Source organism: Nocardioides terrigena (genome assembly GCF_003047265.1).
In the GTDB taxonomy this organism is placed as follows: Bacteria; Actinomycetota; Actinomycetes; order Propionibacteriales; family Nocardioidaceae; genus Nocardioides; species Nocardioides terrigena.
Genome location: NZ_PZYY01000001.1, coordinates 273,297 through 297,625 on the forward strand (window position 1 = coordinate 273,297; position 24,329 = coordinate 297,625).

26 protein-coding genes are annotated in these 24,329 nt (G+C 72.9%); 19 read left to right on the top strand and 7 right to left on the bottom strand.

Annotation, left to right across the window (positions count from 1 at the left end):
- Positions 1–82: 82 nt before the first annotated feature.
- Positions 83–844 (bottom strand): hypothetical protein, encoded by a 762-nt coding sequence (locus tag DAE25_RS01290; protein ID WP_107764452.1) that lies wholly within the window; start codon positions 842–844, stop codon positions 83–85.
- 25 nt (positions 845–869) lie between these two features.
- On the opposite strand from DAE25_RS01290, the gene DAE25_RS01295 reads away from it, so the two are divergent.
- Genes DAE25_RS01295 through DAE25_RS01315 form a run of 5 tightly spaced genes read left to right on the top strand, consistent with a single transcriptional unit; the run spans position 870 to position 4,766 of the window.
- On the top strand, positions 870–1,874 hold the full coding sequence (locus DAE25_RS01295) for a Ppx/GppA phosphatase family protein (protein WP_107764453.1): 1,005 nt from the start codon (positions 870–872) through the stop codon (positions 1,872–1,874).
- Entirely contained in the window at positions 1,871–2,659 is a 789-nt protein-coding gene (locus tag DAE25_RS01300) for a sugar phosphate isomerase/epimerase family protein (protein WP_107764454.1), read from the top strand. The genes DAE25_RS01295 and DAE25_RS01300 overlap by 4 nt, the downstream gene beginning before the upstream one ends.
- 20 nt (positions 2,660–2,679) lie before the next feature.
- On the top strand, positions 2,680–3,273 hold the full coding sequence (locus DAE25_RS01305; protein WP_107764455.1) for a TetR/AcrR family transcriptional regulator: 594 nt from the start codon (positions 2,680–2,682) through the stop codon (positions 3,271–3,273).
- A 54-nt stretch (positions 3,274–3,327) separates the two neighbouring features.
- On the top strand, positions 3,328–4,032 hold the full coding sequence (locus DAE25_RS01310) for an ABC transporter ATP-binding protein (protein WP_199907382.1): 705 nt from the start codon (positions 3,328–3,330) through the stop codon (positions 4,030–4,032).
- Positions 4,029–4,766, top strand: coding sequence for an ABC transporter permease (locus DAE25_RS01315; RefSeq protein WP_107764456.1), 738 nt, complete (start codon positions 4,029–4,031; stop codon positions 4,764–4,766). The genes DAE25_RS01310 and DAE25_RS01315 overlap by 4 nt, the downstream gene beginning before the upstream one ends.
- 138 nt (positions 4,767–4,904) lie before the next feature.
- Here the strand turns inward: DAE25_RS01315 and DAE25_RS01320 are convergent, their stop codons facing one another.
- The gene (locus DAE25_RS01320) at positions 4,905–5,270 is read right to left on the bottom strand and encodes a hypothetical protein (RefSeq protein ID WP_107764457.1); all 366 of its coding nucleotides are present in this window, start codon (positions 5,268–5,270) and stop codon (positions 4,905–4,907) included.
- A gap of 171 nt (positions 5,271–5,441) precedes the next feature.
- Between DAE25_RS01320 and DAE25_RS01325 the strand changes: the two genes are divergently transcribed.
- Positions 5,442–6,377, top strand: coding sequence for a proline dehydrogenase family protein (locus DAE25_RS01325; RefSeq protein ID WP_234410774.1), 936 nt, complete (start codon positions 5,442–5,444; stop codon positions 6,375–6,377).
- Between the two features lie 8 nt (positions 6,378–6,385).
- Complete coding sequence (gene proC, locus DAE25_RS01330; protein ID WP_107764458.1) at positions 6,386–7,189, top strand: pyrroline-5-carboxylate reductase; 804 nt, start codon at positions 6,386–6,388, stop codon at positions 7,187–7,189.
- 20 nt (positions 7,190–7,209) lie between these two features.
- On the opposite strand, the gene DAE25_RS01335 is transcribed toward proC, so the two are convergent.
- Positions 7,210–7,713 (bottom strand): general stress protein, encoded by a 504-nt coding sequence (locus tag DAE25_RS01335; RefSeq protein WP_056887539.1) that lies wholly within the window; start codon positions 7,711–7,713, stop codon positions 7,210–7,212.
- 89 nt (positions 7,714–7,802) lie between these two features.
- On the opposite strand from DAE25_RS01335, the gene DAE25_RS01340 reads away from it, so the two are divergent.
- The 5 genes from DAE25_RS01340 (at position 7,803) to DAE25_RS01360 (ending at position 11,882) form a co-directional block, all read left to right on the top strand.
- Positions 7,803–8,981 carry an acetoin utilization protein AcuC gene (locus tag DAE25_RS01340; protein WP_107764459.1) on the top strand — a complete coding sequence of 393 codons (1,179 nt, stop codon included), beginning with the start codon at positions 7,803–7,805 and terminating at the stop codon, positions 8,979–8,981.
- A gap of 168 nt (positions 8,982–9,149) precedes the next feature.
- Entirely contained in the window at positions 9,150–9,356 is a 207-nt protein-coding gene (locus DAE25_RS01345) for a helix-turn-helix domain-containing protein (RefSeq protein ID WP_056887541.1), read from the top strand.
- A 183-nt stretch (positions 9,357–9,539) separates the two neighbouring features.
- Complete coding sequence (locus tag DAE25_RS01350; RefSeq protein ID WP_008356322.1) at positions 9,540–9,641, top strand: 30S ribosomal protein bS22; 102 nt, start codon at positions 9,540–9,542, stop codon at positions 9,639–9,641.
- A 23-nt stretch (positions 9,642–9,664) separates the two neighbouring features.
- The gene (locus DAE25_RS01355; RefSeq protein WP_107764460.1) at positions 9,665–10,675 is read left to right on the top strand and encodes an NAD-dependent epimerase/dehydratase family protein; all 1,011 of its coding nucleotides are present in this window, start codon (positions 9,665–9,667) and stop codon (positions 10,673–10,675) included.
- Positions 10,668–11,882, top strand: coding sequence for a lysophospholipid acyltransferase family protein (locus DAE25_RS01360; protein ID WP_107764461.1), 1,215 nt, complete (start codon positions 10,668–10,670; stop codon positions 11,880–11,882). Before DAE25_RS01355 ends, DAE25_RS01360 begins: the two co-directional genes overlap by 8 nt.
- An 18-nt stretch (positions 11,883–11,900) precedes the next feature.
- Here the strand turns inward: DAE25_RS01360 and DAE25_RS01365 are convergent, their stop codons facing one another.
- The 3 genes from DAE25_RS01365 to DAE25_RS01375 all read right to left on the bottom strand — a co-directional run bounded on the left by DAE25_RS01365 (position 11,901) and on the right by DAE25_RS01375 (position 15,113).
- Entirely contained in the window at positions 11,901–13,184 is a 1,284-nt protein-coding gene (locus tag DAE25_RS01365; RefSeq protein WP_107764462.1) for a DUF5667 domain-containing protein, read from the bottom strand.
- A 148-nt stretch (positions 13,185–13,332) separates the two neighbouring features.
- Positions 13,333–14,109, bottom strand: coding sequence for a sigma-70 family RNA polymerase sigma factor (locus tag DAE25_RS01370; RefSeq protein ID WP_107764463.1), 777 nt, complete (start codon positions 14,107–14,109; stop codon positions 13,333–13,335).
- 119 nt (positions 14,110–14,228) lie between these two features.
- Positions 14,229–15,113: an HAD family hydrolase gene (locus tag DAE25_RS01375; protein ID WP_407669313.1), complete on the bottom strand. Its 885-nt coding sequence runs from the start codon at positions 15,111–15,113 to the stop codon at positions 14,229–14,231.
- 92 nt (positions 15,114–15,205) lie between these two features.
- Here DAE25_RS01375 and DAE25_RS01380 point away from each other — a divergent pair, with 92 nt between their 5' ends.
- The 7 genes from DAE25_RS01380 (at position 15,206) to hemB (ending at position 22,852) form a co-directional block, all read left to right on the top strand.
- Complete coding sequence (locus tag DAE25_RS01380; RefSeq protein ID WP_107764464.1) at positions 15,206–16,804, top strand: class I adenylate-forming enzyme family protein; 1,599 nt, start codon at positions 15,206–15,208, stop codon at positions 16,802–16,804.
- Positions 16,801–17,070, top strand: a complete 270-nt coding sequence (locus DAE25_RS01385) for a glutaredoxin family protein (RefSeq protein WP_107764465.1) — start codon at positions 16,801–16,803, stop codon at positions 17,068–17,070. Before DAE25_RS01380 ends, DAE25_RS01385 begins: the two co-directional genes overlap by 4 nt.
- A 161-nt stretch (positions 17,071–17,231) precedes the next feature.
- Entirely contained in the window at positions 17,232–17,936 is a 705-nt protein-coding gene (locus DAE25_RS01390) for a redox-sensing transcriptional repressor Rex (RefSeq protein ID WP_107764466.1), read from the top strand.
- Positions 17,933–19,234 carry a glutamyl-tRNA reductase gene (locus DAE25_RS01395; protein WP_107764467.1) on the top strand — a complete coding sequence of 434 codons (1,302 nt, stop codon included), beginning with the start codon at positions 17,933–17,935 and terminating at the stop codon, positions 19,232–19,234. Before DAE25_RS01390 ends, DAE25_RS01395 begins: the two co-directional genes overlap by 4 nt.
- The gene (hemC, locus tag DAE25_RS01400; RefSeq protein WP_234410775.1) at positions 19,231–20,181 is read left to right on the top strand and encodes a hydroxymethylbilane synthase; all 951 of its coding nucleotides are present in this window, start codon (positions 19,231–19,233) and stop codon (positions 20,179–20,181) included. The genes DAE25_RS01395 and hemC overlap by 4 nt, the downstream gene beginning before the upstream one ends.
- Positions 20,178–21,848, top strand: a complete 1,671-nt coding sequence (locus DAE25_RS01405; RefSeq protein ID WP_056887550.1) for a bifunctional uroporphyrinogen-III C-methyltransferase/uroporphyrinogen-III synthase — start codon at positions 20,178–20,180, stop codon at positions 21,846–21,848. Before hemC ends, DAE25_RS01405 begins: the two co-directional genes overlap by 4 nt.
- 83 nt (positions 21,849–21,931) lie before the next feature.
- Positions 21,932–22,852 (top strand): porphobilinogen synthase, encoded by a 921-nt coding sequence (gene hemB, locus DAE25_RS01410; RefSeq protein WP_234410830.1) that lies wholly within the window; start codon positions 21,932–21,934, stop codon positions 22,850–22,852.
- Positions 22,853–22,867: 15 nt separating this feature from the next.
- Here the strand turns inward: hemB and DAE25_RS01415 are convergent, their stop codons facing one another.
- Positions 22,868–24,199 carry a serine hydroxymethyltransferase gene (locus DAE25_RS01415; RefSeq protein ID WP_107764469.1) on the bottom strand — a complete coding sequence of 444 codons (1,332 nt, stop codon included), beginning with the start codon at positions 24,197–24,199 and terminating at the stop codon, positions 22,868–22,870.
- Positions 24,200–24,329: the final 130 nt, after the last annotated feature.

Sequence of the window (24,329 nt, forward strand, 5' to 3'; positions counted from 1 at the left end):
TTGTGTGCTCACACCCCGCGGGGTGCCACATCGGGGTCAGGTTGTCTTGACGTCGAGGGATTTCGGGCCCGACGGGCGGGGGTCAGCGCGGGTCGGCGGGGTGCAGCGCGAGGGCCGAGCGCGACCGCACGTGCGCGTCGCAGTGGCGCACCAGCTCGCGATAGCCGTCGGCGCCCATCAGCTCCGTCAGCTCGGGCTCGTGGGTGACGTAGACCGGCTCCGGCGCGACGTGGGCCTCGGTGTTGCCCGAGCAGTACCAGTCGAGGTCGTGGCCGCCCGGTCCCCAGCCGCGGCGGTCGTACTCGCCGATCGAGACCTCGGTGTACGCCGTCCCGTCCTGGCGCTCGACGTTGCGGAACGTGCGCCGGATGGGGAGCTGCCAGCAGACGTCGGGCTTGGTCTCGAGCGGGTTGCGGCCCTGCTCGAGGGCCAGGCCGTGCAGCGCGCAGCCCGCTCCGGTGCCGAAATCGGCCCGGTTGTGGAAGACGCACGCCGACTGTCCGTCGTACTCGAGGGCGACGGTCTTGCGCTCGCCGTCCTCGTCGGACTCGACCCAGTCGTCGGTCTCGACGGGTCGCTGCGGGTGGAACTGCCACTGCTCCGGCGTGAGCTGCGCGACGTACGACGCGACGCGCTGCTCGTCGTCCGCGTCGCTGAAGTGCGCACCCAGGGTGCAGCACCCCACGTCGGGGGAGTCGGCGTAGATGCCCTGGCACCCGTTGCCGAAGATGCAGGTGTAGGCCGAGGTCAGCCAGGTGAGGTCGCAGCGGAAGACCTGCTCCTCGTCGGCGGGGTCCACGAACTCGACGTAGGCACGGGGAAACACGAGGTCGACTTCGGGCACTGGCCAAGCCTAGTAGTTTGGCCACATGCGCCTGGGCGTCCTCGACATCGGATCCAACACGGGCCACCTGCTCGTGGTGGACGCCCACGGTGGCGCCGCGCCCCTGCCGGCCTTCTCCTACAAGCAGCCGCTGCGCCTGGCCGAGCACCTCGACGCGTCCGGTGCGGTCTCCGAGGCGGGCGTCGACGCGCTCACGCAGTTCTGTCGGGAGGCCGTGTCCGTCGCCGAGGACAAGGGGTGCGAGGACATGCTCGGCTTCGCCACGTCCGCGGTGCGCGACGCGGTCAACTCCGACGCCGTCCTGTCCCACGTCAACGACGTGACCGAGGTCGACCTGTCGGTGCTGTCGGGGGAGGACGAGGCGCGGCTGACCTTCCTCGCCGTACGCCGCTGGTTCGGCTGGTCGGCCGGCCGGCTGGCGGTCTTCGACATCGGCGGCGGCTCGCTGGAGATCGCCGGCGGCTCCGACGAGGCGCCCGACGTGGCGTGGTCCATGCCGCTCGGCGCGGCCCGGCTGGCGCGCGACTGGTTTCGAGACGGGCCCGGGGGGTCCTCCTCAACCCAAGGGTTCGGACGTGGGGCCGGTCCCGACGACGAGGCGATCCGCCGGCTGCGCAAGCAGATCCGCGCCGACATCGCCCGCGACGCGGGCAACCTGCTGCGCCCCGGTGCGCCCGACCGTGCGGCGGCCACCTCCAAGACCTTCCGCTCGCTGGCCCGCATCTGCGGCGCCGCGCCGAGCGGCGACGGCCCGCTCGTCCCGCGCGTGCTCGATCTCGACACCCTCTCGCAGTGGATCCCCAAGCTGATCGCGCTGGACGCCGACGAGCTCGCCGCGCTGCCGGGCGTGTCGCCCAGCCGCACCCACCAGATCGTGCCGGGCGCGCTGGTCGCCGAGGCCTGCATGGACATCTTCGACCTGGAGGCCCTCGAGATCTGCCCGTGGGCGCTGCGCGAGGGCGTCATCCTGGAGCGTCTCGACCAGCTGTCCGTCGTGACCCGTCCCGCGGCACGGCGGGGCGCGTCGTGACCCTCGTCGCGCTCTCGACCGCCTCGGTCTATCCGGAGTCCACCGCCCACGGGTTCGCGTGGGCCGCGCAGGTGGGCTACGACGCCGTCGAGGTGATGGTCGGCGTCGACGCCCTGTCGCAGCAGACCTCCGCCCTCCAGCAGCTCTCCGACCACCACGAGATGCCGATCTGTGCGATCCACGCGCCGTGCCTGCTGTGGACGCAGCGGGTCTGGGGCACCGAGCCGTGGGGCAAGCTCGAGCGCTCCGCCGAGCTCGCTACCGCGGTCGGCGCCGACGTGGTCGTGGTGCACCCGCCGTTCCGCTGGCAGAAGGAGTACGCCGCCGGCTTCGTCGACGGCATCGCCGCCCTGGAGGAGTCGACCGGCATCGCCTTCGCGGTGGAGAACATGTATCCCTGGCGGGCCTCCCAGCGTCGGGGCATGGAGATGTACCTCCCCAGCTGGGACCCCAGCGACCACGAGTACGCCAACACCACGATCGACCTCTCGCACGCGGCCATCGCGCGCACCTCGGTGATCGACATGGCCGACCGGCTCGGTGACCGGCTCCGGCACATCCACCTCACCGACGGCAGCGGCTCGGCCAAGGACGAGCACCTGGTGCCCGGTCGGGGGGCGATGGGGGCCGAGGACTTCCTGGCCCACCTGGCCGCCCGCGACTTCGCCGGCCACATCGTGCTGGAGATCAACACCCGCCGCTGCTCCACGCGTGCCGAGCGCGAGGCGGACCTGCGCGAGTCGCTGGAGTTCGCCCGCGAGCACTTCTCCGTGCCGGCGCGCTGACGCGTCGTACCCTCCCTCGCATGACGCGCCCCTCCCGCGGCCGCCGACCCGGCGCCCCCGACACGCGTGCCGCGGTCCTCGCCGCGGCTCGTGCGGCCTTCGCCGCCAAGGGCTTCGGGGGTACGACGATCCGCGCGGTCGCCTCCGACGCCGGGGTCGACCCGGCGCTCGTGCACCACTACTTCGGCACCAAGGACGACCTCTTCCTCGCCGCGATGGAGCTGCCCGTCGACCCCCGCGAGGTCATCGGCGGGGTTATCGCGGGTCCGGTCGAGGAGGCGGCCGAGCGCTTCCTGCGCGCCTTCCTGTCGGTGTGGGACGACGCCGACGTGCAGCCCGCCCTGCTGGCCGTGGCCCGCGGGGTGATGGACCCGTCGGCCCACCGCCTGCTCAGCGAGGGGTTCCTGCCGGTGGTGGTCCAGCCGGTGGGCGCTGCGCTGGGGATCGACCGGCCCGAGCACCGGATGGCGCTCGTCGCCAGCCAGGTGATGGGGCTGATCCTGGTGCGCTACGTGATGCGCGTGGAGCCGGTGGCGTCGCTGACCGGTGAACAGGTGGTCGCGACGTACGCCCCGACCATCCAGCGCTACCTCACCGGGGACCTGCCGCCCTGAGTCCCGGCCTCCCGACCCTTGACGGGCGCGATGGCCGGGAGCACAATTCAACGCATGATGAATAACGTCATCGACATCCGGGAGCTGGTCGTCGTGCGCGGCGGCCACGAGGTGCTCCCGGGCATCTCCCTGGCCGTGGCCGCCGGCGTCACCGGCCTCCTCGGTCCGAGCGGTTGCGGCAAGTCCACGCTGCTGCGGGCCGTGGTCGGCGTCCAGCGCGTGCGGTCCGGCGGGGTCGAGGTGCTCGGGCTGCCCGCGGGCGACCGACGGTTGCGCGACCGCGTCGGCTACGTCACCCAGGCCGCGAGCGTGTACGACGACCTCACCGTCGCCGAGAACCTCCACTTCTTCGCCCGGGTGCTCGGGGTCGACCGTGCCGAGGTCGACGAGGCGATCGCCGCCGTCGACCTGGCCGACCGTCGCGACCACGTGGTGGGCAACCTCAGTGGCGGCCAGCGCAGCCGGGCCAGCCTGGCCGTCGCGCTGCTCGGCGACCCCGACGTGCTGGTGCTCGACGAGCCGACCGTCGGCCTCGACCCGGTCTTGCGCCGTGACCTGTGGCGGCTCTTCCACCGGCTCGCGGACAGCGGCAAGGCCGTGCTCGTGTCGAGCCACGTGATGGACGAGGCGGACCGGTGCGACCGGCTGCTGCTGATGCGCGAGGGCCGCATCATCGCCGACGGCACGCCCGCCGAGATCCGCGGCGGGGCGCCTGACATCGAGGCGGCCTTCCTCCAGATCGTCGAGGGCGCGGCATGAGCGCCCGGGTGACGCTCGCCGTCGCAGGCCGGGTGCTCACGCAGGTGCGTCGCGACCACCGCACGCTGGCGATGCTGCTGCTGCTGCCCTGCCTGCTGATGACCCTGCTCTGGTGGATGTTCCTGGACCTGCCCGGGGACGTCTTCGACGGGATCGGCCCCGGCCTGCTCGCGATCTTCCCGTTCACCGTCATGTTCCTGGTGACCAGCGTGACCACCCTGCGCGAGCGGGGCAGCGGGACCCTCGAGCGGCTGCTGTCGATGCCGATGGGCAAGCTGGACTTCCTCCTCGGCTACGCCCTCGCCTTCGGGCTGCTCGCCGCCGTCCAGTCGGCGCTGGCGGTCGGGGTGAGCGTCGGCCTGCTCGGCCTCGAGGTCAACGGCCCGGTCTGGCTGCTCGGCGTGGTGGCGGTGGTCGACGCCGTGCTGGGCACGGCGCTCGGCCTGCTGGTCAGCGCGTTCGCGGACACCGAGTTCCAGGCGGTGCAGTTCATGCCGGCCTTCGTCATCCCGCAGCTGCTGCTGTGCGGGCTGTTCGTCGCCCGGGAGTTCCTGCCACCGGTGCTGCAGGCCATCAGCGACGTGCTGCCGCTCTCCTACGCGGTCGACGCCATGCAGGAGCTGGTCGGCGCGGCCGACCAGGCGAGCGTGTGGGCCGACGTGGCGGTCGTCCTCGGCTTCGCGCTCGCCGGGCTCGCCCTCGGCGCCGCGACCCTGCGGCGGCGTACGGCCTGAGCCCGCTCCTCCGCCCGCTCCTCCGCCCGGCTCCTCCGTGACTGGCGGCGGCCGACAAGGGGCGGCCGAGGTGGATGTCGTACGCCGCCAGCTCCTGGCGCGCTCCGATCCCCCCGGCGCCCTCCGACCCATCACCCGTCAGGCGGTCCGCGGGGCGGCGGAGCGGAACAGCCAGGCGGAGGCGGCGTACAGCCCGGCGAACATCGCGCTGAGCGCGAGCACGTCGACGACCGAGCTGTCCTCCTGCCACCCGGCCGCCACCGCCACGACACCGGCGACGAGGGTGAGCCCGGCAGCAACGGCGAGGGCGCGCGCCGTACCGGCCGGGCGGAAGCGCGCGGCCGCGGCGCCGAGGAGACCGACCACGGCGGCGGCGAGGTACATGAGGTCCGGGGGACCGCCGTCGCCGACGATGCCCAGCGCGCCAACCCCGAAGAGCAGGACCAGCAGGGTGCCGGCCCACACGGTGGCGGCCAGGACGTAGCGGGTGCGGGCGGTGCTCATGGGGTCTCCTCGGAAGGCGAGCGGCTGGTCCACCGACCGTAGGGCGCCGTCCGGCCGGAGAGGTGGAGGAGTCGTGGAGGTCCTGTGCAGGGCGGGCGGCAGGGGGCTGGTGCAGACGGATGGCACATCCTGAGGAGGCCGTCCGGGGCGTGTCGGCGTAGCCTGTGCGCCATGCCTCTGCTCCGCCAGCCGATCCTGCTGCTCGCCAAGAGCGAGCAGGTCAAGAAGCTCGTCAGCACCATGCCCGTCTCGTCGGGCATCGTCACCAGCCACGTCCCCGGTGAGACCACCGACGACGCCGTCACCGCGACCGCCGAGCTGGTCGACGGCGGCCTCTGGGTGACCCTCGACTTCCTCGGAGAGGACACCCTCGACCTCGCCCAGGCCGAGGCCACCGTCGCGGCGTACAAGGACCTGCTGGCCGAGCTGGCCCGCCGCGGCCTCGCCGCGAAGGCCGAGGTCAGCGTCAAGCTGAGCGCGGTCGGCCAGGCGCTCCCGGAGAACGGCGAGAAGGTCGCGCTGGAGAACGCGCGCGAGATCTGCCGCGCCGCCCGCAACGCCGGCACCACGGTCACCCTCGACATGGAGGACCACACCACCACCGACTCCACCCTCGGCATCCTGCGCGAGCTGCGCAAGGACTTCCCCGAGACCGGTGCCGTGCTGCAGGCGATGCTGCACCGCACCGAGGCCGACTGCCGTGCGCTTGCCTACGAGGGGTCGCGCGTGCGGCTGTGCAAGGGCGCCTACCACGAGCCCGAGAGCGTGGCCTTCCAGGACCGGCTCGACATCGACAAGTCCTACGTCCGCTGCCTCAAGGTGCTGCTGGCCGGTCAGGGCTACCCGATGATCGCGAGCCACGACCCGCGGATGATCCAGATCGCGTCCTCGCTGGCCAGCCGCTACGGCCGCCGCCCGGGGACCTACGAGTTCCAGATGCTCTACGGCATCCGGCCCGAGGAGCAGAAGCGCCTCGCGGAGACCGGCGAGACCGTGCGCGTCTACGTCCCGTACGGCGAGGAGTGGTACGGCTACCTCATGCGCCGGATGGCCGAGCGCCCGCAGAACCTCACCTTCTTCCTCCGCTCGCTGATCTCCAAGAAGTAGGACCGGCGATGCCGCAGACCGCGATCATCGGCGCCGGCGTGATGGGCGAGACCCTGCTCTTGGGGCTGGTCCGCGCCGGGCGTCGCGTCGACAACCTGCTGGTGGGCGAGAAGCGGCCCGAGCGGGCCCGCGAGCTCGAGGAGCAGTACGGCGTCGCCGTGGTGTCCAACGCGGAGGCGGCCCGCAAGGCCGACACCGTCGCGCTCGTGGTCAAGCCGCAGGACATGGCGGCCGTCCTCGACGAGATCGCCGGCGAGCTGCGACCCGGACAGCTGCTGGTCAGCCTGGCCGCGGGCATCACCACCGCCTTCATCGAGTCCCGGGTGCCCGAGGGCGTCGCGGTCGTGCGCGTCATGCCCAACACCCCGGCGCTCGTCGACGAGGGCATGGCGGCCATCTCACCCGGCTCGCACTGCGACGACGGGCACCTGGCCGAGGCCGAGTCCCTGATGGCCTCGACCGGCAAGGTGCTGCGGATCCCGGAGCGGCAGATGGACGCGGTCACCGCGATCAGCGGCTCCGGACCGGCCTACATCTTCTTCGTCGTCGAGTCGATGATCGAGGCGGGTGTCCACCTCGGCCTGCCGCGCGCGACGGCCACCGAGCTGGTCATCCAGACCCTCTACGGGTCGGCCACGATGCTGCGCGAGACGGGCACCCACCCGGTCGTGCTGCGCGAGCAGGTGACCTCGCCGGGCGGCACGACCGCGTCGGCGCTGCGCGAGCTCGAGATCCACAAGGTGCGCGCCGCGTTCCTCGCGGCCATGGAGGCCGCCCGCAACCGCTCGCGCGAGCTCGCCGAGGGCGTCTGAGCGTCAGCCCGCGTCGTGCGTCAGCCGGCGGCGTGCGGGTCGGGGAGCAGGCCGGGCGTGGCGGCCAGGATGGTGCGCGCGGCCTCGCGGTGCTTGTGCTCGACGAGCACCTCGTAGCGGGTGGCGACCACGGCGGTCACCGAGCTGAAGTCGCGGCGCCCACGCGTCGCGGCGTACCCGATCAGGCCCCAGACGAGCCCGAAGAGGGCCCCGAAGGCCGCGGTGGACAGCAGGACGCTGAGCAGGTCGTCCTCGACCCACAGGGCGAGGACGAGGCCGACGAAGACGCCGAACCACAGGCCCGACACGGCTCCCGCGAGCGCGACCCGGCCCCAGGTGAGGCGGCCGGTGACCCGCTCGATGCGCTTGAGGTCGGTGCCCACGATCAGGAGGTTCTCGACCGGGAACTCCTCGTCGGAGAGGTGGTCGACGGCGCGCTGCGCCTGCTCGTAGGTGTCGTAGACGGCCAGCGACTGGGGGTAGTCGAGGTCGAGGCCGGTGCCGCGGGTGGTCGTGGTGTCCATGCGACGAGTCTCCCACCCGGTCGGAAAGGTGGCTCTCACGCCGCGGGTGCCCGCCGCCCACCGGGCGCGTTGCGGGTAGCGTCCGTCACATGGAGTGCTCCGGTCCCGCGTCCGTCGTCTTCGACAAGAGCCTCGTGGAGTACGACTTCGGCCCCGGCCACCCGATGTCCCCGGTCCGCGTCGACCTGACGATGCGCCTCGCCGAGGAGCTCGGCGTCCTCGAGCACGTCCGCATGGTCGAGGCACCGGTCGCCGACGACGACCTGATCGCCACCGTCCACGACCGCAGCCTGATCGCCGCGGTCACCCGCTGCGGGACCGAGGGCGGGGAGGACGCCGAGCACGGCCTCGGCACCGACGACGACCCGGTCTTCCGCGACATGCACAAGGCCGCGGCCCACGTCGTCGGCGCGACGGTCGAGGCGTTCCGCCAGGTGACGAGCGGGGAGTCCCTGCACAGCGCGAGCATCGCCGGCGGGCTCCACCACGCGATGGCCGACCGCTCCGCGGGCTTCTGCATCTACAACGACATCGCCGTCGGCATCCAGACGCTGCTCGACCAGGGCTACCAGCGCATCGCCTACGTCGACGTCGACGTCCACCACGGCGACGGCGTCGAGCGGATCTTCTACGACGACCCGCGGGTGCTCACCATCTCCCTGCACGAGACCGGGCAGATGCTCTTCCCGGGCACCGGCTTCCCCTCCGACAGCGGCGGTCCGGGTGCCGAGGGGACAGCGGTCAACGTCGCCCTGCCGCCCGGCACCGCGGACGCGGGCTGGCTGCGCGCCTTCCACGCGGTGGTGCCGCCGGTGCTGCGCGCGTGGGAGCCGGAAATCCTGGTGACCCAGCACGGCTGCGACTCCCACATGGAGGACCCGCTCGCCCACCTGATGCTCACCGTGGACGGCCAGCGGGCGGCGTACGTCGCGCTCCACGAGCTCGCCCACGAGGTCGCGGACGGGCGGTGGGTCGTCACCGGCGGCGGCGGTTATGCCCTCGTCGAGGTGGTGCCGCGTGCCTGGACCCACCTGCTCGCGATCGTGGGCGGGCACCCGATCCCGCCCGAGACGCCGACGCCGCCCGGGTGGCGGTCCCACGTCACCGAGCTGCTGGACCGCACCCCGCCGCACCGGATGACCGACGGTCGCACACCGGCCTACCGGGACTGGGCCGACGGGTACGACCCCGAGACCTGGCTGGACCGCGCGATCATGGCCACGCGGACCGAGGTCTTCCCGCTGCACGGGCTCGACCCCTACCCCTGATCGACGCCCTCAAGGGCAAAATCAACCCGACACGCCGCTGGTCCCACAAGTTTCAGGAGTGATCCTCTTCCCCACGGGTCACACAGGCCCTATTGTCGCGGCAGAGCGCCACGAACTGTGACACCGGTGGGGAAGCCGGTGCCGTGGCAACAGAAGGATCGGTGCATCATGGCCCCCAACTCACCCGGCGACATGTCGGACGTCGTGTTCCTCACGATCGCCGAGGTCGCCGCGAAGATGCGCGTCTCGAAGATGACCGTCTACCGCCTCGTCCACGGTGGGGAGCTCCCCGCCGTGCGCGTGGGTCGCTCCTTCCGGGTGACGGAGGACGACGTCAACGAGTACCTCCGCAAGAGCTTCTACAACGCCGGCTGACCCAGTCCGGCACGTCCCTCCGACCGACGTCGGTCCCTCCTGGAGGTGTGGCCGGGTGCGAGCCCGGACACACGATTCTCCACCGTCCGGTGCTGCCAGTAGGCTGTGCTGGTCGCGCGGGCACCTGCCTGCGCGCCGCACGTGCGCAGGAGTGCTCGTGCGACGCACGTGAAAGGTTTCCCTGTGGGTTCTGTCATCAAGAAGCGGCGCAAGCGCATGGCCAAGAAGAAGCACCGCAAGCTGCTGAAGAAGACGCGCGTCCAGCGTCGCAAGCTCGGCAAGTAGGTCCCGGGCCGGGGGCTCAGGTCATGGGACGGGTCGTACTGGTCACGGGGATCTCCCGCGACATCGGCCGCCGCTTCGCGCGCGCGGCCGCCCACGACCCGTCCATCGACCGAGTCATCGGCGTCGACGTCGTCCCACCTCGCGGTGACATCGGCGACGTCTCCTTCGTGCGCGCCGACATCCGCACGCCGGTCATCGCCAAGGTCCTCGCCAAGGAGGACATCGACACCGTCGTGCACATGAGCGTGATCGCGACCCCGGGCTCTGCCGGGGGCCGCAACACCATGAAGGAGCTCAACGTCATGGGCACCATGCAGCTCCTCGCTGCATGCCAGAAGGCTCCGCGCGTGGAGCGGTTGGTCGTCAAGTCGACCACCACGGTCTACGGCGCGAGCTCGCGCGACCCGGCGATGTTCACCGAGGAGATGGGGCCCAAGCGGCTGCCCGGCTCCGGCTACGCCAAGGACGTCTACGAGGTCGAGGGCTACGTCCGCGGCTTCGCCCGCCGCCGGCCGGACGTCGCGGTGACGATGATCCGTGCCGCCAACGTGATCGGCCCGCACGTGACGAGCCCGATCACCAGCTACTTCCGGCTGCCCGTGATCCCGCGCGTCCTGGGCTTCGACCCGCGGCTGCAGTTCCTCCACGAGGACGACCTGCTCGACGTGCTCACGCACGCCGTGGTCGCCGGCACGCCCGGCACCTTCAACGTCGCCGGTGACGGGATGCTCATGCTCTCCCAGGCGGTCCGCCGGCTGGGCAAGCCGTCGGTCGCCATGCCCGGCGTCGCCGTCGGTCGCCTCGGATCGGTCCTGCGGCAGGCCCGGGTGGCGGACTTCTCGCCGGAGCAGCTCACCTTCCTGACCTACGGTCGGGGGGTGGACACCACCCGGATGCGCACCGAGCTCGGCTTCGAGCCGCGCTTCACCACCGCGTCGGCCTTCGCCGACTTCGGCGTCTCGCTGGGTGTCCCGATCCACGTCGCCGACGAGCCCGCCCTCGCCGGCCGGTCGGGCGGAGCGCACGATGGCTGAGTCCGAGCGCCCGCAGCGCGACGTGACCGAGGGCGCCGACGTCGTCCCCATCGGTACGTCGGGTCGCCCCGGTCGCGGGACCGGCAAGGCACGCCCGTCCGCCTCCGCCCGCAACCTCGCCCCGTCCCCGCGCAAGCCGGCGCCCAAGTCGGCGTCCAAGGCCGCGCCCAAGGCCGCGCCCAAGTCGGCGCGGCCGACCCCGGTCCGCCCGGTCCCGTCGGCACCGGGCGCCGAGCCGCCTGCGTCGCCGGCCACGGAGACGGCCGCCGCACCTCGCGCCGCCTCGACCACCGAGGAGACGCACCCGCTCGCCGGCATCCCCGTCGGTGACTGGCTGCACGCCTTCCAGCACGCCGCCGTCGAGCTCTTCGGTGACCAGTGGGAGCGCCGCCTGGCCGAGCTCATGGCCTTCCTCCGTCGTCGTCTCGCCGGCGACTACACCGTGGACGAGTACGGCTTCGACGCGGAGGTCACCGAGCGGTTCCTCATGGCGGCCATGCGCCCGATCGCGCAGAAGTGGTTCCGCGTCGAGGTGCGTGGCATCGACAACATCCCGACGACCGGCGGCGCGCTCGTGGTGTCCAACCACTCCGGCACCGTGCCCGTCGACGGCCTCATGACGATGACCGCCATCCACGACGCGACCGGCCGGTTCCTGCGTCCCCTCGGTGCCGACCTGGTCTTCAAGCTCCCGGTCGTCAGCTCGCTGGCCCGCAGGAGCGGCGCCACCCTCGCCTGCACGGAGGACGCCGAGCGGATGCTGTCCGGCGGCGAGCTGGTGGGGGTCTGGCCGGAGGGCTTCAAGGGCATCGGCAAGCCGTTCGGCGAGCGCTACAAGCTGCAGCGCTTCGGCCGCGGAGGCTTCGTGTCCGCCGCGCTGCGCACCGGCGTACCCATCGTGCCGTTGTCCGTGGTGGGTGCCGAGGAGATCTACCCGCTGGTCGGCAACATCCCCAGCCTGGCCCGTCTGCTCGGGGTGCCCTACATCCCGATCACGCCGTTCTTCCCGCTGCTCGGTCCGCTCGGCATGGTGCCGCTGCCGTCCAAGTGGCTGCTGGAGTTCGGCGAGCCGATCCGCACCGACGAGTACGACGCGGTCGAGGCCGAGGACCCGATGCTGGTCTTCGACGTCACCGACCAGGTGCGCGAGACGATCCAGCAGACGCTCTACACCCTGCTGCGGGAGCGCGACGGCGTCTTCGGCTGACGCGCGCCGGTGCGCTGCTCAGTCGAGCAGCGAGTCGGTGGTCTGGTCGAGGGTGTCGCCCGCCCCGCCGACCACCCCGCCGAGGGTGCCGCCCACGACCGGCCCCACGACCGGTCCGACGACCGGCACCTCGTCGACGAGCGTGGGCACGTCGCCGGTGAGCAGCTTGGTGACGTCGTCGACCGTGCCGGTGACGGTCTCCTCGACCGCCTCCCCGGCGCCGGTCGACGGGACCTCGGTGGGCGTCGGGACACCGCCGGTGCCACTGCCCGAGCCACCGCCCGTGCCGCCCGCGGGACCGTCCCCGGCGCCACCGGTGACGGTGGTGTCCAGGTCGGGGACGACGATGCCGCCGACGTCCTGGCCCGAGATGGTCGCCCCGATGGCCGGCTGGCCGGTGCGACCGCGGTCGACGATGAAGGAGGTCGAGGCGCTCAGCACGCTGCCGACGTCGAGGCCCTGGGCCGAGGCGGTGAGGAGGAAGGGCGGCAGGGTCGCGGCGCCGCCACCGCACTCGGGGCACGCGGCCGCGGCCCGCGCGTCGATCTCGGCGAGCGTCCGCCCGGCGGCGACCAGCTCGTCGCGGGCGGAGTCCGGGATGCGGCCCTCGAGCGTCGAGAGCTGGTCGAGGCCGGTGGCGGCGAAGCTGCGCAGCGAGCGGATCACCTGCTCGTCACCGGACTCGGCGTACGCCTCGAGGAGGACGTCGGCGGCCTCGGTCGCCTGCTCGTCGAAGGTGACGAGCGTGTCCGCGACGGCCGCGCCCCGCAGGGGCGAGGAGGTGCGGGAGAGCTCGTCGACCTCGTCGAGCCGTCCGCCGGCGTGGGCCAGGAGCCTCGCGCCCCGGTCGGCGCCGTCGTTGGCGAGGCCGGTGCGGGCGTCCTCGATGGCGCGCTTGACGGGGTAGAGCGAGTCACCGGGCAGGGCTGTCTGGGCGGCCACGGCCATCGAGGTGGTGGCGCCGATCAGGGCCGCTCCGCCGAGCAGCGTCGCGAGCCGGCGGTCGCGGGCACGGGGCCGGGTCGGCAGGACGAGGCGGGCCTCCTCGGCGCGGGCCCGGGCGGGCTGGGCCACCAGGACCGTGTCGGCCTCGAGCATGAGCCGCTCGCGCAGCGCGGCGGTGAAGTCGGGTCGCGGCGCGACCTCGGGGACGGCACGGAGGTCGTCGACCACGGCGAGCAGGTCGGCGAAGCGCGCGGCGTCGCGCTCGGTGAGCGGTGGGCGCGGGGTGGTCGAGGACGCCCCGCTGACCAGGGCGTCGAACTCCTCAGCACGTCGTCGTGCCGGGAATGGCGCAGTCATCCTGTCCGTCCCGTCTCGTCCTGGGTGCCGCCGGTCGCGACCGTGCGGTGCCCCTCCACCTCGATGAACGACGGGTCGGGCGAGGAGGTTACGCACTGTGACGCAGTGAACTGACCCGGCCGGCAGGGCTGCAGCAACGACGTGGCCATCAGTCCCGCATCCCCTCGGGCATCAGCTTGGCGAGGTTGCGTACGCCGCGGAGCTGGAGCTGCTTGATCGCGCCCTCGCTCCGCTCGAGGGCCAGCGCGGTCTCGGCGATGCTCATCCCCTGGAGGAACCGCATGATGATGCACTCGCGCTGCTCGGTCGGCAGCTCGGTGAGTGCCTCGAGCAGGATCTCGTGGGTGATCCCCTCCAGCACCGCGTCCTCCGGACCGTCGGTCGCGTCGTCGTGGAGCGTCATGTCCTCGGTGGTGAGCTCCAGCCGGGTCCGGCCGGCCTTGTAGTGGTCGGTCGTGAGGTTGCGGGCGATCGTCATGAGCCACGCGCCGAGGTCGCGCCCCTGCCAGCGGAAGCTGTTCATGTTGCGCAGGGCCCGGAAGAAGGTCTCGGAGGTGAGGTCCTCGGCGAGCGCCACCGAGCGGGTCCGGTAGTAGAGGAAGCGGTAGACCGACGGTTGGTAGTGGTCGTAGAGCAGGCCGAAGGCCTCCGTGTCGCCGCCGCGGGCCAGCTCGACGAGCGCGATCAGCCGGGCACGCTCGGCCTCGTCGTCCTCCGAGGAGGTGGCCTGGTCGGCGTCGCCGTAGGTGTTCCCGCCGGCATCGCGGCCGCCACCGTGCCCCCCGCCGTGGCCGGAGCCGCCGACGGAGATGTCGGCCTCGGCGAGCAGGACGTGGGCCCCGACGGGAGCGGGCGCGGCGAGGGCGAGGAGCACGGCGCGCCGCAGCGCGTCGAGCCCCTGCTCGATGTCGGTGGCACCCCACATGGCGTCGTTGACGACCCTCCCCAGATCGGTCCCTGTCGGGACCTACTCAAGAGTAGGTGGAGGTGTCGTCGTTGTGAACCGTCCACGGGCAAACGTGGGTCGGGGTCAGGTCCCGGTGCTCAGTGGTGGCCTCGGCCACGCACCGTGGCGCCCGCGGCGACCGCCCCGCCGACCGCTCCGGCGGTCGCGGCGACGACCAGTCCGGCACGGGCGGCCTTGCGTCCGGTGCGGTAGTCGCGGATCCGCCAGCCCTGCTGGCGCGCGTGGTGGCGCAGGCGGGCGTCCGGGTTGATGGCACAGGCGTCGCCCACCAGGGAGAGCATCGGCAGGTCGTTCGAGGAGTCGGAGTAGGCCGAGCAGCGCGTGAGGTCGAGGCCCTCGCGAGCGGCGAGGGCCTTGACCGCCTCGGCCTTGGCGGGACCGTGGAGCATGTCGCCCACGAGCTGGCCGGTGTAGACGCCGTCCACGTGCTCGGCCACCGTGCCCAGGGCGCCGGTCAGGCCCAGGCGCCGCGCGATGATCCGCGCGATCTCGATGGGCGCCGCGGTCACCAGCCACACCCGCTGGCCCTGGTCCAGGTGCATCTGGGCCAGTGCCCGGGTGCCCGGCCAGATCCGGTGCGCCATGCCCTCGTCGAAGATCTCCTCCACCAGGCCCTCGAGCTCGCTGACGGTGTGGCCGGCGATGAAGCCGAGCGCGGAGTTGCGGGCGTCCGCCACGTGCTCGGGGTCCTCGACCCCCACCACCCGGAAGTAGACCTGCTTCCAGGTGGCGCCGAGGATGTCGCGCGTCGTGAAGAACTCGCGCCGGTGCAGGCCGCGGGCCAGGTGGAAGATGCTCGCGCCCTGCATGATCGTGTTGTCGACGTCGAAGAACGCCGCGGCCGTCGGGTCGACGGGGGTGTCGAGTGCCGTCTCGACCTCCGCGGCGGCGGCCGCTGCCTCGCCCGCCATCGTCGAGCGCTGCTGCAGGTTGAGGCGGCGGGGGCGATCGGGCGGCGTCACGTCGCTCAGGGTAGTCCGGAACGCCGCGGTCGTCCGGCGGACCGGCCGGTGATCGGCTGAGGGCAGGTCCGCAGGTGTGGAAGGATCGATCCATGTCGTTGACGGACCTTGCGGACCTGGTCGCCGAGGCCGCCGAGGCATCTCCCGACCGCCTGGCGGTCGTCGAGTCCGGCGGGCGCGCGGTGACCTGGGGCGGGCTCGAGTCCGAGGTCGCGCACTGCGCCTCCGGCCTGGGTCGCCTCGGGGTCCTGGCCGGCCACCGGGTGATGATCGTGGTCGGCAACCGGCTCGAGTTCGTCACCAGCTACCTCGGGGTCCTCCGCGCCCAGGTGGTGGCGGTGCCGGTCAACCCGCGCTCCACCGCCGACGAGCTCGCCCGGATGATCGCCGACTCCGCCTCGCGCCTCGTCATCGCGGACGAGGAGGCCCTGCCCGCCGTCCGCGTGGCGGTGGCCACGGTCAACGCGGCGCTCGACGGCGACGCGTCGATGCTCGACGAGGACCTCGTCTCCCGCGCCGTGCACCCCCGGGTCGTGGCGGTCGGCGACGGGCGCGGACCCGGGGAGATCGGCTACGACGACCTCCTCGCCGGCGAGGCCCGCCCGGTCCCGCCGCTGCAGGACCCCGAGAAGCTCGCCGCGCTCCTCTACACGAGCGGCACGTCGGGTCGTCCGCGCGCCGCGATGCTCACCCACCGCGCGTTGCTCGCCAACATCGAGCAGGTCGCCGGGGTCGAGCCCAAGATGATCCACGGTGACGACGTCGTGCTCGGCGTCCTCCCGCTCTTCCACGTCTACGGCCTCAACGCCGTCCTCGGCGGCGTGCTCCGGCACCGGGCCAAGCTGCTGCTGGTCGAGCGGTGGGACCCGGTCACCGTGCTGGACATCGTCGAGGACGAGGCCTGCAGCGTGCTGCCGGTCGCCCCGCCCGTCTTCGCCCACTGGCTGCCGCTGGACAACCTCGCCGACCGGCTCGGTCCGGTCCGGCTGGTGCTGTCCGGCTCGGCGCCGCTGGGTCCCGAGGTGGTCGACGCGTTCACGGCCGCCACTTCCATCCCGGTCCACCAGGGCTACGGGCTGACCGAGGCGGCGCCGGTGGTGACCAGCACCCTGTGCAGCGAGTCGCTGCAGTCCGGCTCCGTGGGCGCGGCCCTGCCCGGCATCGAGGTGCGCCTCGTCGACGCGACCGGACGGGTGCTCGGCGGTGAGGACCCGGGCGAGATCCAGGTCCGCGGGGACAACCTCTTCAGCGGCTACTGGCCCGACGGGTCCGGCGGGGTCGATGCCGAGGGCTGGTGGGCCACCGGGGACGTGGGCCTCCTCGACCAGACGGGCGACCTGTTCCTCGTGGACCGGGTCAAGGAGCTGGTCATCGTCAGCGGCTTCAACGTCTACCCGACCGAGGTCGAGGAGGTGCTGCGCGAGGTGCCCGGCGTCCTCGACGCGGCCGTCATCGGCGTCGAGGACCCCGGGACCGGCGAGGCGGTGGTCGCGTACGTCGTCGCGCACGACGTCGATGCCGACGCCCTCGGCGCCGCCGTGGCCGAGCACGCCGCCGCACGCCTCGCCCGCTTCAAGCAGCCCACCCGCATCGAGGTGGTCGACGAGCTGCCCCTGACCGTCACCGGCAAGGTGCAGAAGGGCCGGCTGCGCGGCCTCGAGCGCCGTCGTGCGCTGGGGCTCCTCGAGTGACCGGGTCGGGGTCCGCCCCGCCCACGGGCCCGCGGGTCACGCTCGTCGGCCGGCCGGGCTGCCACCTGTGCGACGACGCCCGCGCCGTCATCGAGGCGGTCTGCGCCGAGCTGGGGGAGTCGTGGTCCGAGGTCGACGTCGACGAGGACCCGGTGCTGCTCGACCGCTACGCCGAGGAGATCCCGGTGACCCTCGTCGACGGGCGCCAGCACGACTTCTGGCGGGTCGATCCCGACCGGCTCCGGGCCGCGCTGCGCCGCGGCTGAGCCCTCGACGCACCCCGGTCGAGGTGGGGATACTCACATGTGCTAGCCGAGGCCCTCCTCCGAGTTTGTTCTCCCGTTCACAAACTCCTACAGTGACCACGCCGCTCGACCTTGACCGGGTCTCCCACCACCCGGGATCGAGCCGGCTGGAGAGAAGAGCAGTGACCGCACGGACTTCCACCGACAACGCCCGGGACATTCCCGAGGCGACCGTCGCGCGGCTGCCCGTCTACCTCCGGGCCCTCGTGGGCCTGGCCGAGGCGGGGACGGCCACGTGCTCCAGCGAGGAGCTTGCAGCGGCTGCCGGCGTCAACTCGGCCAAGCTGCGCAAGGACCTCTCCCACCTCGGGAGCTACGGCACCCGCGGCGTCGGCTACGACGTGGAGTACCTCCGCTACCAGATCGCCCGTGAGATCGGCGTGACCCAGGACTGGCCGGTCGTCATCGTCGGCATCGGCAACCTCGGCCACGCGCTCGCCAACTACTCCGGCTTCCGCAGCCGCGGCTTCCGGGTCGTGGCCCTGCTCGACGCCGACCCGGAGCGTCACGACGAGCTCGTCGCCGGCATCGACGTACGTCCCTTCGACGACCTCGAGGAGATCGTCGAGGACCAGGGCGTCGCCATCGGCGTCATCGCCACCCCGGCCATCGCGGCCCAGGACGTGGCCGACCGGATGGTCGCGGCGGGAGTCACGAGCATCCTCAACTTCGCACCGACCGTCCTGTCGGTGCCCGACGGCGTGGACGTGCGCAAGGTCGACCTGTCGATCGAGCTGCAGATCCTCGCCTACCACGTGCAGCGCAAGGCCGGCGGCACCGTGGCCGACGACTTCGACCGGTTGCACGACGAGGAGGTGACCGCATGAGCGTCCTGGTCGTGGGCGTGTCCCACCGGTCCGCACCCGTGTCGATGCTCGAGCGCCTCGCGCTCGACGCGGGCGGCGTGACCAAGCTGATCGCCGACGTCGCCGCCAGCGAGCACGTCACCGAGGCGACCGTCATCTCGACGTGCAACCGCCTCGAGATCTACGCCGACGTCGACCGCTTCCACGGCAGCATCGAGGAGGTCTCCCGCCTGCTCGTCGACCGCGCCGGTGAGTCGACCGAGGCGCTGGTGCCCCACCTCTACGTCCACTACGACGACGGTGCGGTGTCCCACCTCTTCAACGTCGCCGCCGGGCTCGACTCGATGGTCGTCGGCGAGGGGCAGATCCTCGGCCAGACCCGCGACGCGCTGCGGGTGGGCCAGGAGCTCGGCACCGTCGGACCCGCCCTCAACGTGCTCTTCCAGCAGGCGCTGCGCGTCGGCAAGCGCTCGCGCGCCGAGACCGACATCGACCGCGCCGCCCCGTCCCTCGTCACCGCGGCCCTCGAGCGTATCCCCGGTCAGGTGGCCGGTCGCCGGGTCGTCGTCGTGGGTGCGGGCGCGATGGCGTCGCTCGCCGCCGCGACCGTGCACCGGATGGGCGCCAGCGACATCGCCGTGGTCAACCGCACGCCCGACCGGGCCGAGCGACTCGCCACCGAGTACGCCGCCCGGCCGGTCTCGCTCGTCGACCTCGACGTCGAGCTGGGCCGCACCGACGTCCTCATCTCCTGCACCGGCGCGACCGGCGTCCTGATCAGCCGGGGCGCGGTCGAGACCGCCCGCGCGCACACCTCCGCCCCGCTGGCCATCGTCGACCTGGCCCTGCCCCACGACGTCGACCCGGCGGCCGCCGAGGTGCCGGGCGTCACCGTGCTGGGCCTCGCCGCGCTGGCCGAGGAGCTCAAGGGCTCCGACTCGGCCCGCGGCGTCGACGACGTGCGGTCCATCGTCGCGCAGGAGATCGCCGCGTTCCTCGCCGCCCGCCGGCAGGCCAGCGTGACCCCGACCGTCGTCGCGCTGCGCTCGATGGCCACGTCGGTCGTCGACAGCGAGATGGAGCGCCTCGCGTCCCGGCTGCCCGGCCTCGACGACGCCACCCGCGCCGAGGTGCTGCACACCGTGCGACGGGTCGCCGACAAGCTGCTCCACGAGCCCACCGTTCGGGTGAAGGAGCTCGCCAACGAGGACGGCGCCGTGTCCTACGCCGCCGCGCTGGCCGAGCTCTTTGCCCTCGACCCCGAGGCCGTCGACGCGGTCACCCGCGCCGAGGGCATCTCGCGGGAGGGCACGTCGTGACGGCCGTCGTGGACCCCCTGCGCCTGGGCACCCGCGCCTCCGCGCTGGCCACCACCCAGTCCGGCCTCGTCGCCGATTTGATTCGGCAGCGGCTGGGGCGTGAAGTGGAGCTCGTGACCATCACCACGGAGGGCGACGTCAGCTCCGCCCCGCTCGCGACCCTCGGGGGCACCGGGGTGTTCGTGAGCGCGCTGCGCGACGCGCTGCTCCGTGGTGAGGTCGACGTGGCCGTCCACTCGCTCAAGGACCTGCCCACCGCACCCGCCGACGGCATCGCGCTGGCCGCCGTACCCACCCGCGAGGACCCGCGCGACGTCGTCGTCGCCCGCGACGGACTCACCCTCGGTGAGCTGCCGCACGGCAGCCGGGTCGGCACCGGCTCCCCGCGCCGCGCCGCCCAGCTCGAGGCACTCGGCCTCGGCCTCGACGTGTCCGGCGTCCGCGGCAACGTGGACACCCGCATCGGCAAGGTGGCCAGCGGCGAGTACGACGCCGTGCTGCTCGCCCGCGCCGGGCTCGCCCGCCTGGGCCGCCTCGACGACGCCACCGAGGTGCTCGACCCGCTGCAGATGCTCCCCGCCCCCGGGCAGGGTGCGCTGGCGATCGAGTGCCGCACCGACGACCCCGACCTCGTGGCCGCCCTGGCCGCGCTCGACGACCCCGCCACCCGCGCGGCCGTGACCGCCGAGCGCGCCGTGCTGGCCACGCTCGAGGCCGGCTGCTCCGCACCCCTCGGCGCCCTCGCCGAGGTCGTGGAGGGCGAGGACGGCGACGAGCTGTGGGTGCGCGCGGTCGCGCTCTCCCACGACGGGGGCCTCTCGGTCCGGAGGAGCACCACCGGACCGGTCGCCGACGCCGCCGGCGTCGGCCACCGCCTCGCGAGCGACATGCTCGACGACGGCGCCGCAGACCTGATGGAAGCACCAGTGAGGAAGCAGCAGGCATGACTCGAAGCCAGAGCCAGTCCCCGTCCAGCACGTCGGGCGTCGCGCCCCGTGGATGGGTGTCCTTCGTCGGCAGTGGTCCCGGCGACCCCGGCCTGTTGACCGTGCGCGCGGTGGAGCTCCTCCGCGACGCCGACGTCGTCGTCACCGAGACGCCCGAGCACGTCGGCATGGTCCGCACGCTGCTCGGCCTCCCGACCCCGGTCGAGGGCGCGGCCCCGGACGAGCAGGCCGCCGGTCCGCTCCTCGTCGACGGTGGCTTCGGCGAGGACGGCCAGCCGCTGACCCACGCCGCCCGGGCCAAGGTCGTGGTGCGCCACGGCAAGAAGCAGCGCGTCGTACGCCTCATGACGGGTGACCCGTTCCTCTACGCCTCCGGTCCCGAGGAGGCGCAGGCCTGTGTGAAGGCCGGTGTCGGCTTCGAGATCGTCCCCGGCGTCTCGTCGGTGTCTGCGGTGCCTGCCTACGCCGGCATCCCGCTGACCACCAAGAACCACAAGGAGATGGCCGTCGTCACCTGTGGCGACAAGGTCGACTGGAGCCAGTACGCCGACGACCGCACCCTGGTGCTGCTCTCCGGCGTCGGCACCATCGGCGAGACCGCCGCCGCCCTGATGGAGGCCGGTCGCTCCCCGCAGACCCCGGTCGCGATGACCCGGGTCGGGACGACCACCGAGCAGGAGACCGTGATCTCCACCCTCGAGAACATCGCCGCCGACGTGCGGGCCGCCCGGGTCGCCCCGCCGGCCATCACCGTCATCGGTGACGTCGTCGACCTGCGCGACACGCTGTCGTGGTTCGAGACCAAGCCGCTCTTCGGCTGGCGCGTGCTCGTCCCGCGCACCAAGGAGCAGGCCGGGTCGCTGTCGCGCCGCGTGCGTGAGTACGGCGCCGTGCCCGAGGAGGTGCCCACCATCTCGGTGGAGCCGCCCCGCAACCCGCTGCAGATGGACAAGGCCGTCCGCGGCCTCGTCGAGGGCCGTTACGAGTGGATCGCCTTCACCTCGGTCAACGCCGTCAAGGCCGTCCGGGAGAAGTTCGAGGAGTACGGCCTCGACGCGCGTGCCTTCTCGGGCCTCAAGATCGCCGCGGTCGGCGACAAGACCGCCCAGGCCATCGCCGCCTGGGGCCTGCGCGCCGACCTGGTGCCGTCGGGCGAGCAGTCCGCCGCCGGCCTGCTCGAGGACTGGCCGCCGTACGACGAGGTGCTCGACCCGATCAACCGGGTCTTCCTGCCCCGCGCCGACATCGCCACGGAGAACCTCGTCGCCGGCCTGGTCGACCTCGGCTGGGAGTGCGACGACGTGACGGCCTACCGCACCGTGCGTGCCACCCCGCCGCCGGCGCCGACCCGGGACGCGATCAAGACCGGCAAGTTCGACGCGGTCGTGTTCACCTCGTCCTCGACCGTGCGCAACCTCGTCGGCATCGCCGGCAAGCCGCACCCGTCGACGATCATCGCGGTCATCGGTCCGGCCACGGCCAAGACCGCCGAGGAGCACGGCCTGCGCGTCGACGTCATGGCCCCCCAGCCCGACGTCGAGCTGCTGGTCGACGCCCTCGCCGACTTCGGCTCGGCCCGCCGCCTGGCGATGCTCGAGTCCGGTGATCCCGTCACCCGCCCGAGCGAGCGCAAGCCCGCCGCGCGGCGCAAGGCGCGCGCGAAGTGACGAGCAGCGCGGGGGAGCACCCGGAGGTCGTCGGGCCGGTCGTCCGGCCCCGACGCCTGCGACGCACCCCTGCGCTGCGCCGGATGGTGGCCGAGACCTCGGTCGAGCCGCGGCAGCTGGTGCTGCCGATGTTCGTGCGTGAGGGCATCGACGAGCCGCAGCCGATCGGCTCCATGCCCGGCGTCGTCCAGCACACCCGCGAGTCCCTGCGGAAGGCCGCCGCCGAGGCGGCCGAGCTCGGGCTCGGGGGCGTGATGCTCTTCGGCATACCGGCGACCAAGGACGCCACAGGCTCCGGCGCCATCGACCCGGCCGGCATCCTCAACCTCGCGATCAACGACGTGGTCGCCGAGGTCGGCGAGGGGCTCACCGTGATGAGCGACCTGTGCCTCGACGAGTTCACCGACCACGGCCACTGCGGCCTGCTCACCACGGACGGTGAGGTCGACAACGACCGGACGCTCGCGGCGTACGCCGACATGGCGCGCGCGCACGCCGAGGCCGGCGTCGACATGGTCGGCCCCAGCGGGATGATGGACGGCCAGGTGCGGGTGATCCGCGAGGCCCTCGACGCCAGCGAGCACCAGGGCGTCTCGATCCTGGCCTACTCCGCCAAGTACGCCTCGGCGTTCTACGGCCCCTTCCGCGAGGCCGTCGACTCCTCGCTCGAGGGCGACCGGCGCACCTACCAGCAGGACTCGCCCAACGCCGTCGAGGGCGTCCGGGAGGCCCTGCTCGACGTGGCCGAGGGCGCCGACATCGTCATGGTGAAGCCGGCCCTGGCCTACCTCGACGTCATCCGCCGGGTGCGCGACGCCGTCGACGTCCCCGTCGCGGCGTACAACATCTCCGGCGAGTACGCCATGGTCGAGGCGGCCGCCGCCCACGGCTGGATCGACCGGGAGCCGGCGATCCTGGAGACGCTCACGTCGATCCGGCGTGCCGGTGCGGACGTGATCCTCACCTACTGGGCCGCCGAGGCGGCCCACCTCCTGCGTCGCTGACCTCCCCGGTCGGCCTCAGTGCGGGAGGTCGACGGTGAAGTGGGTGCCGGTGAAGCCGCTGCGCCACTCGGTGACCTCGGGTCCGGCCGACGCGGCGGACTCGTCGCCGGCGAGCCCGCGGGCGATGAAGGACGCGAGGGTCGGCATGTCGGCGGCCGTCATTCCGAGGCGCGCCAGCTCGGGGGTGCCGATTCGCAGCCCGTTGGTGTCGCCGTCGACCGGGGTGGTCGGCAACCCGATGCCGCAGGCGAGCAGGTTTGCCAGGCGGAGGCCCTGTGCGGCGCGCTGGCCGCCGCCGTACTCGTGGGCCAGGACCGCGAACTGGTGCGACGTCGTCGCGTCGCGATCGGCGGCGAAGAGCGGGACGCCCAGGGCACCGAGGCCGTCGGCCAGGGCACGCGCCGTGGCGACCATCGCCTCGGCGTAGGCGCTGCCGGCGACTTCCCAGTCGGCCAGCGTCACCGCGAGGGCGGCGGTCTTGCCCGCGTCGAAGTTGGCGGTCAGGCCGGGGTAGGCGATGGCCTCGAGACGTTCGGCCAGGGCCGCGTCGTTGGTGACGACGAGCCCGCCGGGAGGTCCGCCCAGGCTCTTGTAGGTGCTCATCGTCATCAGGTGCGCGCCCTCGGCGAGCGGGTTGGGCCACGCTCCTCCCGCGAACATGCCGCACTGGTGCGCGGCGTCGAAGAGGACCAGGGCGCCCACCTCGTCGGCGATCTCCCGGATGGTGGCGACCGGGTGGGGAAACAGGTTGAGGCTCCCCCCGATGGTGATGAGGCGGGGTCGCGTCTGCTGCGCCAGGGTGCGGAGGGCGTCGACGTCCACGGTGTAGCCGTCCGGGTCGACCGGCGCGGCCACCGTGGTCAGCCCGTAGAGGCCGGCGGCGCCACCGAGGTGGTGGGTCACGTGCCCGCCGATCGTGGCAGGCGGGGCGATGATCGTGTCGCCGGGCCGGCAGGTGGCCATGAAGGAGTAGAGGTTGGCCAGGGCACCGGAGCCGACGCGGACCTCGGCGTACGCCGCCCCGAAGACGCGGCAGGCGGCGTCCGCGGCGAGCACCTCGATCTGCTCGATCGCCTCGAGCCCCGTCTCGTACTTCTCACCCGGGTAGCCCAGCGACGCGCGGGACCCGAGGTTCGCCGAGAGGAGGGCCTCGGCCCGCGGGTTCATGACGTTGGTCGCCGGGTTGAGGTTGAGGCAGGTGACGTCGTGGATGCGGTGGTTCTCGCCGGCCAGTCGCTCGATCTCGGCCTGCAGCGCGCCGCCCGTCAACGCGCTCGACGACACGTCGCGGACGCGGTCGGCCACGGTGGTGGGCAGCCAGGGGCGGGTGGCGACGGCCTGGGACATCCGGGTCCTCCTCGTTCGGGTGCACCGGCGACGTGACGCCGGGCTGCGACCCACGCTAGGGAGCGGACGGCCCGTGCGTCATCGGACAGACGACGCGACTTCCCACCGGTGTCTCCTACACTTGTAGGAA

Excerpts from the sequence above, each read along its gene's own strand:
- DAE25_RS01295 (WP_107764453.1), top strand. The coding sequence starts at position 870 with ATGCGCCTGGGCGTCCTCGACATCGGATCCAACACGGGCCACCTGCTC.
- DAE25_RS01305 (WP_107764455.1), top strand. The coding sequence starts at position 2,680 with ATGACGCGCCCCTCCCGCGGCCGCCGACCCGGCGCCCCCGACACGCGT.
- DAE25_RS01310 (WP_199907382.1), top strand. The coding sequence starts at position 3,328 with ATGATGAATAACGTCATCGACATCCGGGAGCTGGTCGTCGTGCGCGGC.
- DAE25_RS01315 (WP_107764456.1), top strand. The coding sequence starts at position 4,029 with ATGAGCGCCCGGGTGACGCTCGCCGTCGCAGGCCGGGTGCTCACGCAG.
- DAE25_RS01320 (WP_107764457.1), bottom strand. The coding sequence starts at position 5,270 with ATGAGCACCGCCCGCACCCGCTACGTCCTGGCCGCCACCGTGTGGGCC.
- DAE25_RS01325 (WP_234410774.1), top strand. The coding sequence starts at position 5,442 with ATGCCTCTGCTCCGCCAGCCGATCCTGCTGCTCGCCAAGAGCGAGCAG.
- proC (WP_107764458.1), top strand. The coding sequence starts at position 6,386 with ATGCCGCAGACCGCGATCATCGGCGCCGGCGTGATGGGCGAGACCCTG.
- DAE25_RS01335 (WP_056887539.1), bottom strand. The coding sequence starts at position 7,713 with ATGGACACCACGACCACCCGCGGCACCGGCCTCGACCTCGACTACCCC.
- DAE25_RS01340 (WP_107764459.1), top strand. The coding sequence starts at position 7,803 with ATGGAGTGCTCCGGTCCCGCGTCCGTCGTCTTCGACAAGAGCCTCGTG.
- DAE25_RS01345 (WP_056887541.1), top strand. The coding sequence starts at position 9,150 with ATGGCCCCCAACTCACCCGGCGACATGTCGGACGTCGTGTTCCTCACG.
- DAE25_RS01355 (WP_107764460.1), top strand. The coding sequence starts at position 9,665 with ATGGGACGGGTCGTACTGGTCACGGGGATCTCCCGCGACATCGGCCGC.
- DAE25_RS01360 (WP_107764461.1), top strand. The coding sequence starts at position 10,668 with ATGGCTGAGTCCGAGCGCCCGCAGCGCGACGTGACCGAGGGCGCCGAC.
- DAE25_RS01365 (WP_107764462.1), bottom strand. The coding sequence starts at position 13,184 with ATGACTGCGCCATTCCCGGCACGACGACGTGCTGAGGAGTTCGACGCC.
- DAE25_RS01370 (WP_107764463.1), bottom strand. The coding sequence starts at position 14,109 with ATGTGGGGTGCCACCGACATCGAGCAGGGGCTCGACGCGCTGCGGCGC.
- DAE25_RS01380 (WP_107764464.1), top strand. The coding sequence starts at position 15,206 with ATGTCGTTGACGGACCTTGCGGACCTGGTCGCCGAGGCCGCCGAGGCA.
- DAE25_RS01395 (WP_107764467.1), top strand. The coding sequence starts at position 17,933 with ATGAGCGTCCTGGTCGTGGGCGTGTCCCACCGGTCCGCACCCGTGTCG.
- DAE25_RS01405 (WP_056887550.1), top strand. The coding sequence starts at position 20,178 with ATGACTCGAAGCCAGAGCCAGTCCCCGTCCAGCACGTCGGGCGTCGCG.
- hemB (WP_234410830.1), top strand. The coding sequence starts at position 21,932 with ATGGTGGCCGAGACCTCGGTCGAGCCGCGGCAGCTGGTGCTGCCGATG.
- DAE25_RS01415 (WP_107764469.1), bottom strand. The coding sequence starts at position 24,199 with ATGTCCCAGGCCGTCGCCACCCGCCCCTGGCTGCCCACCACCGTGGCC.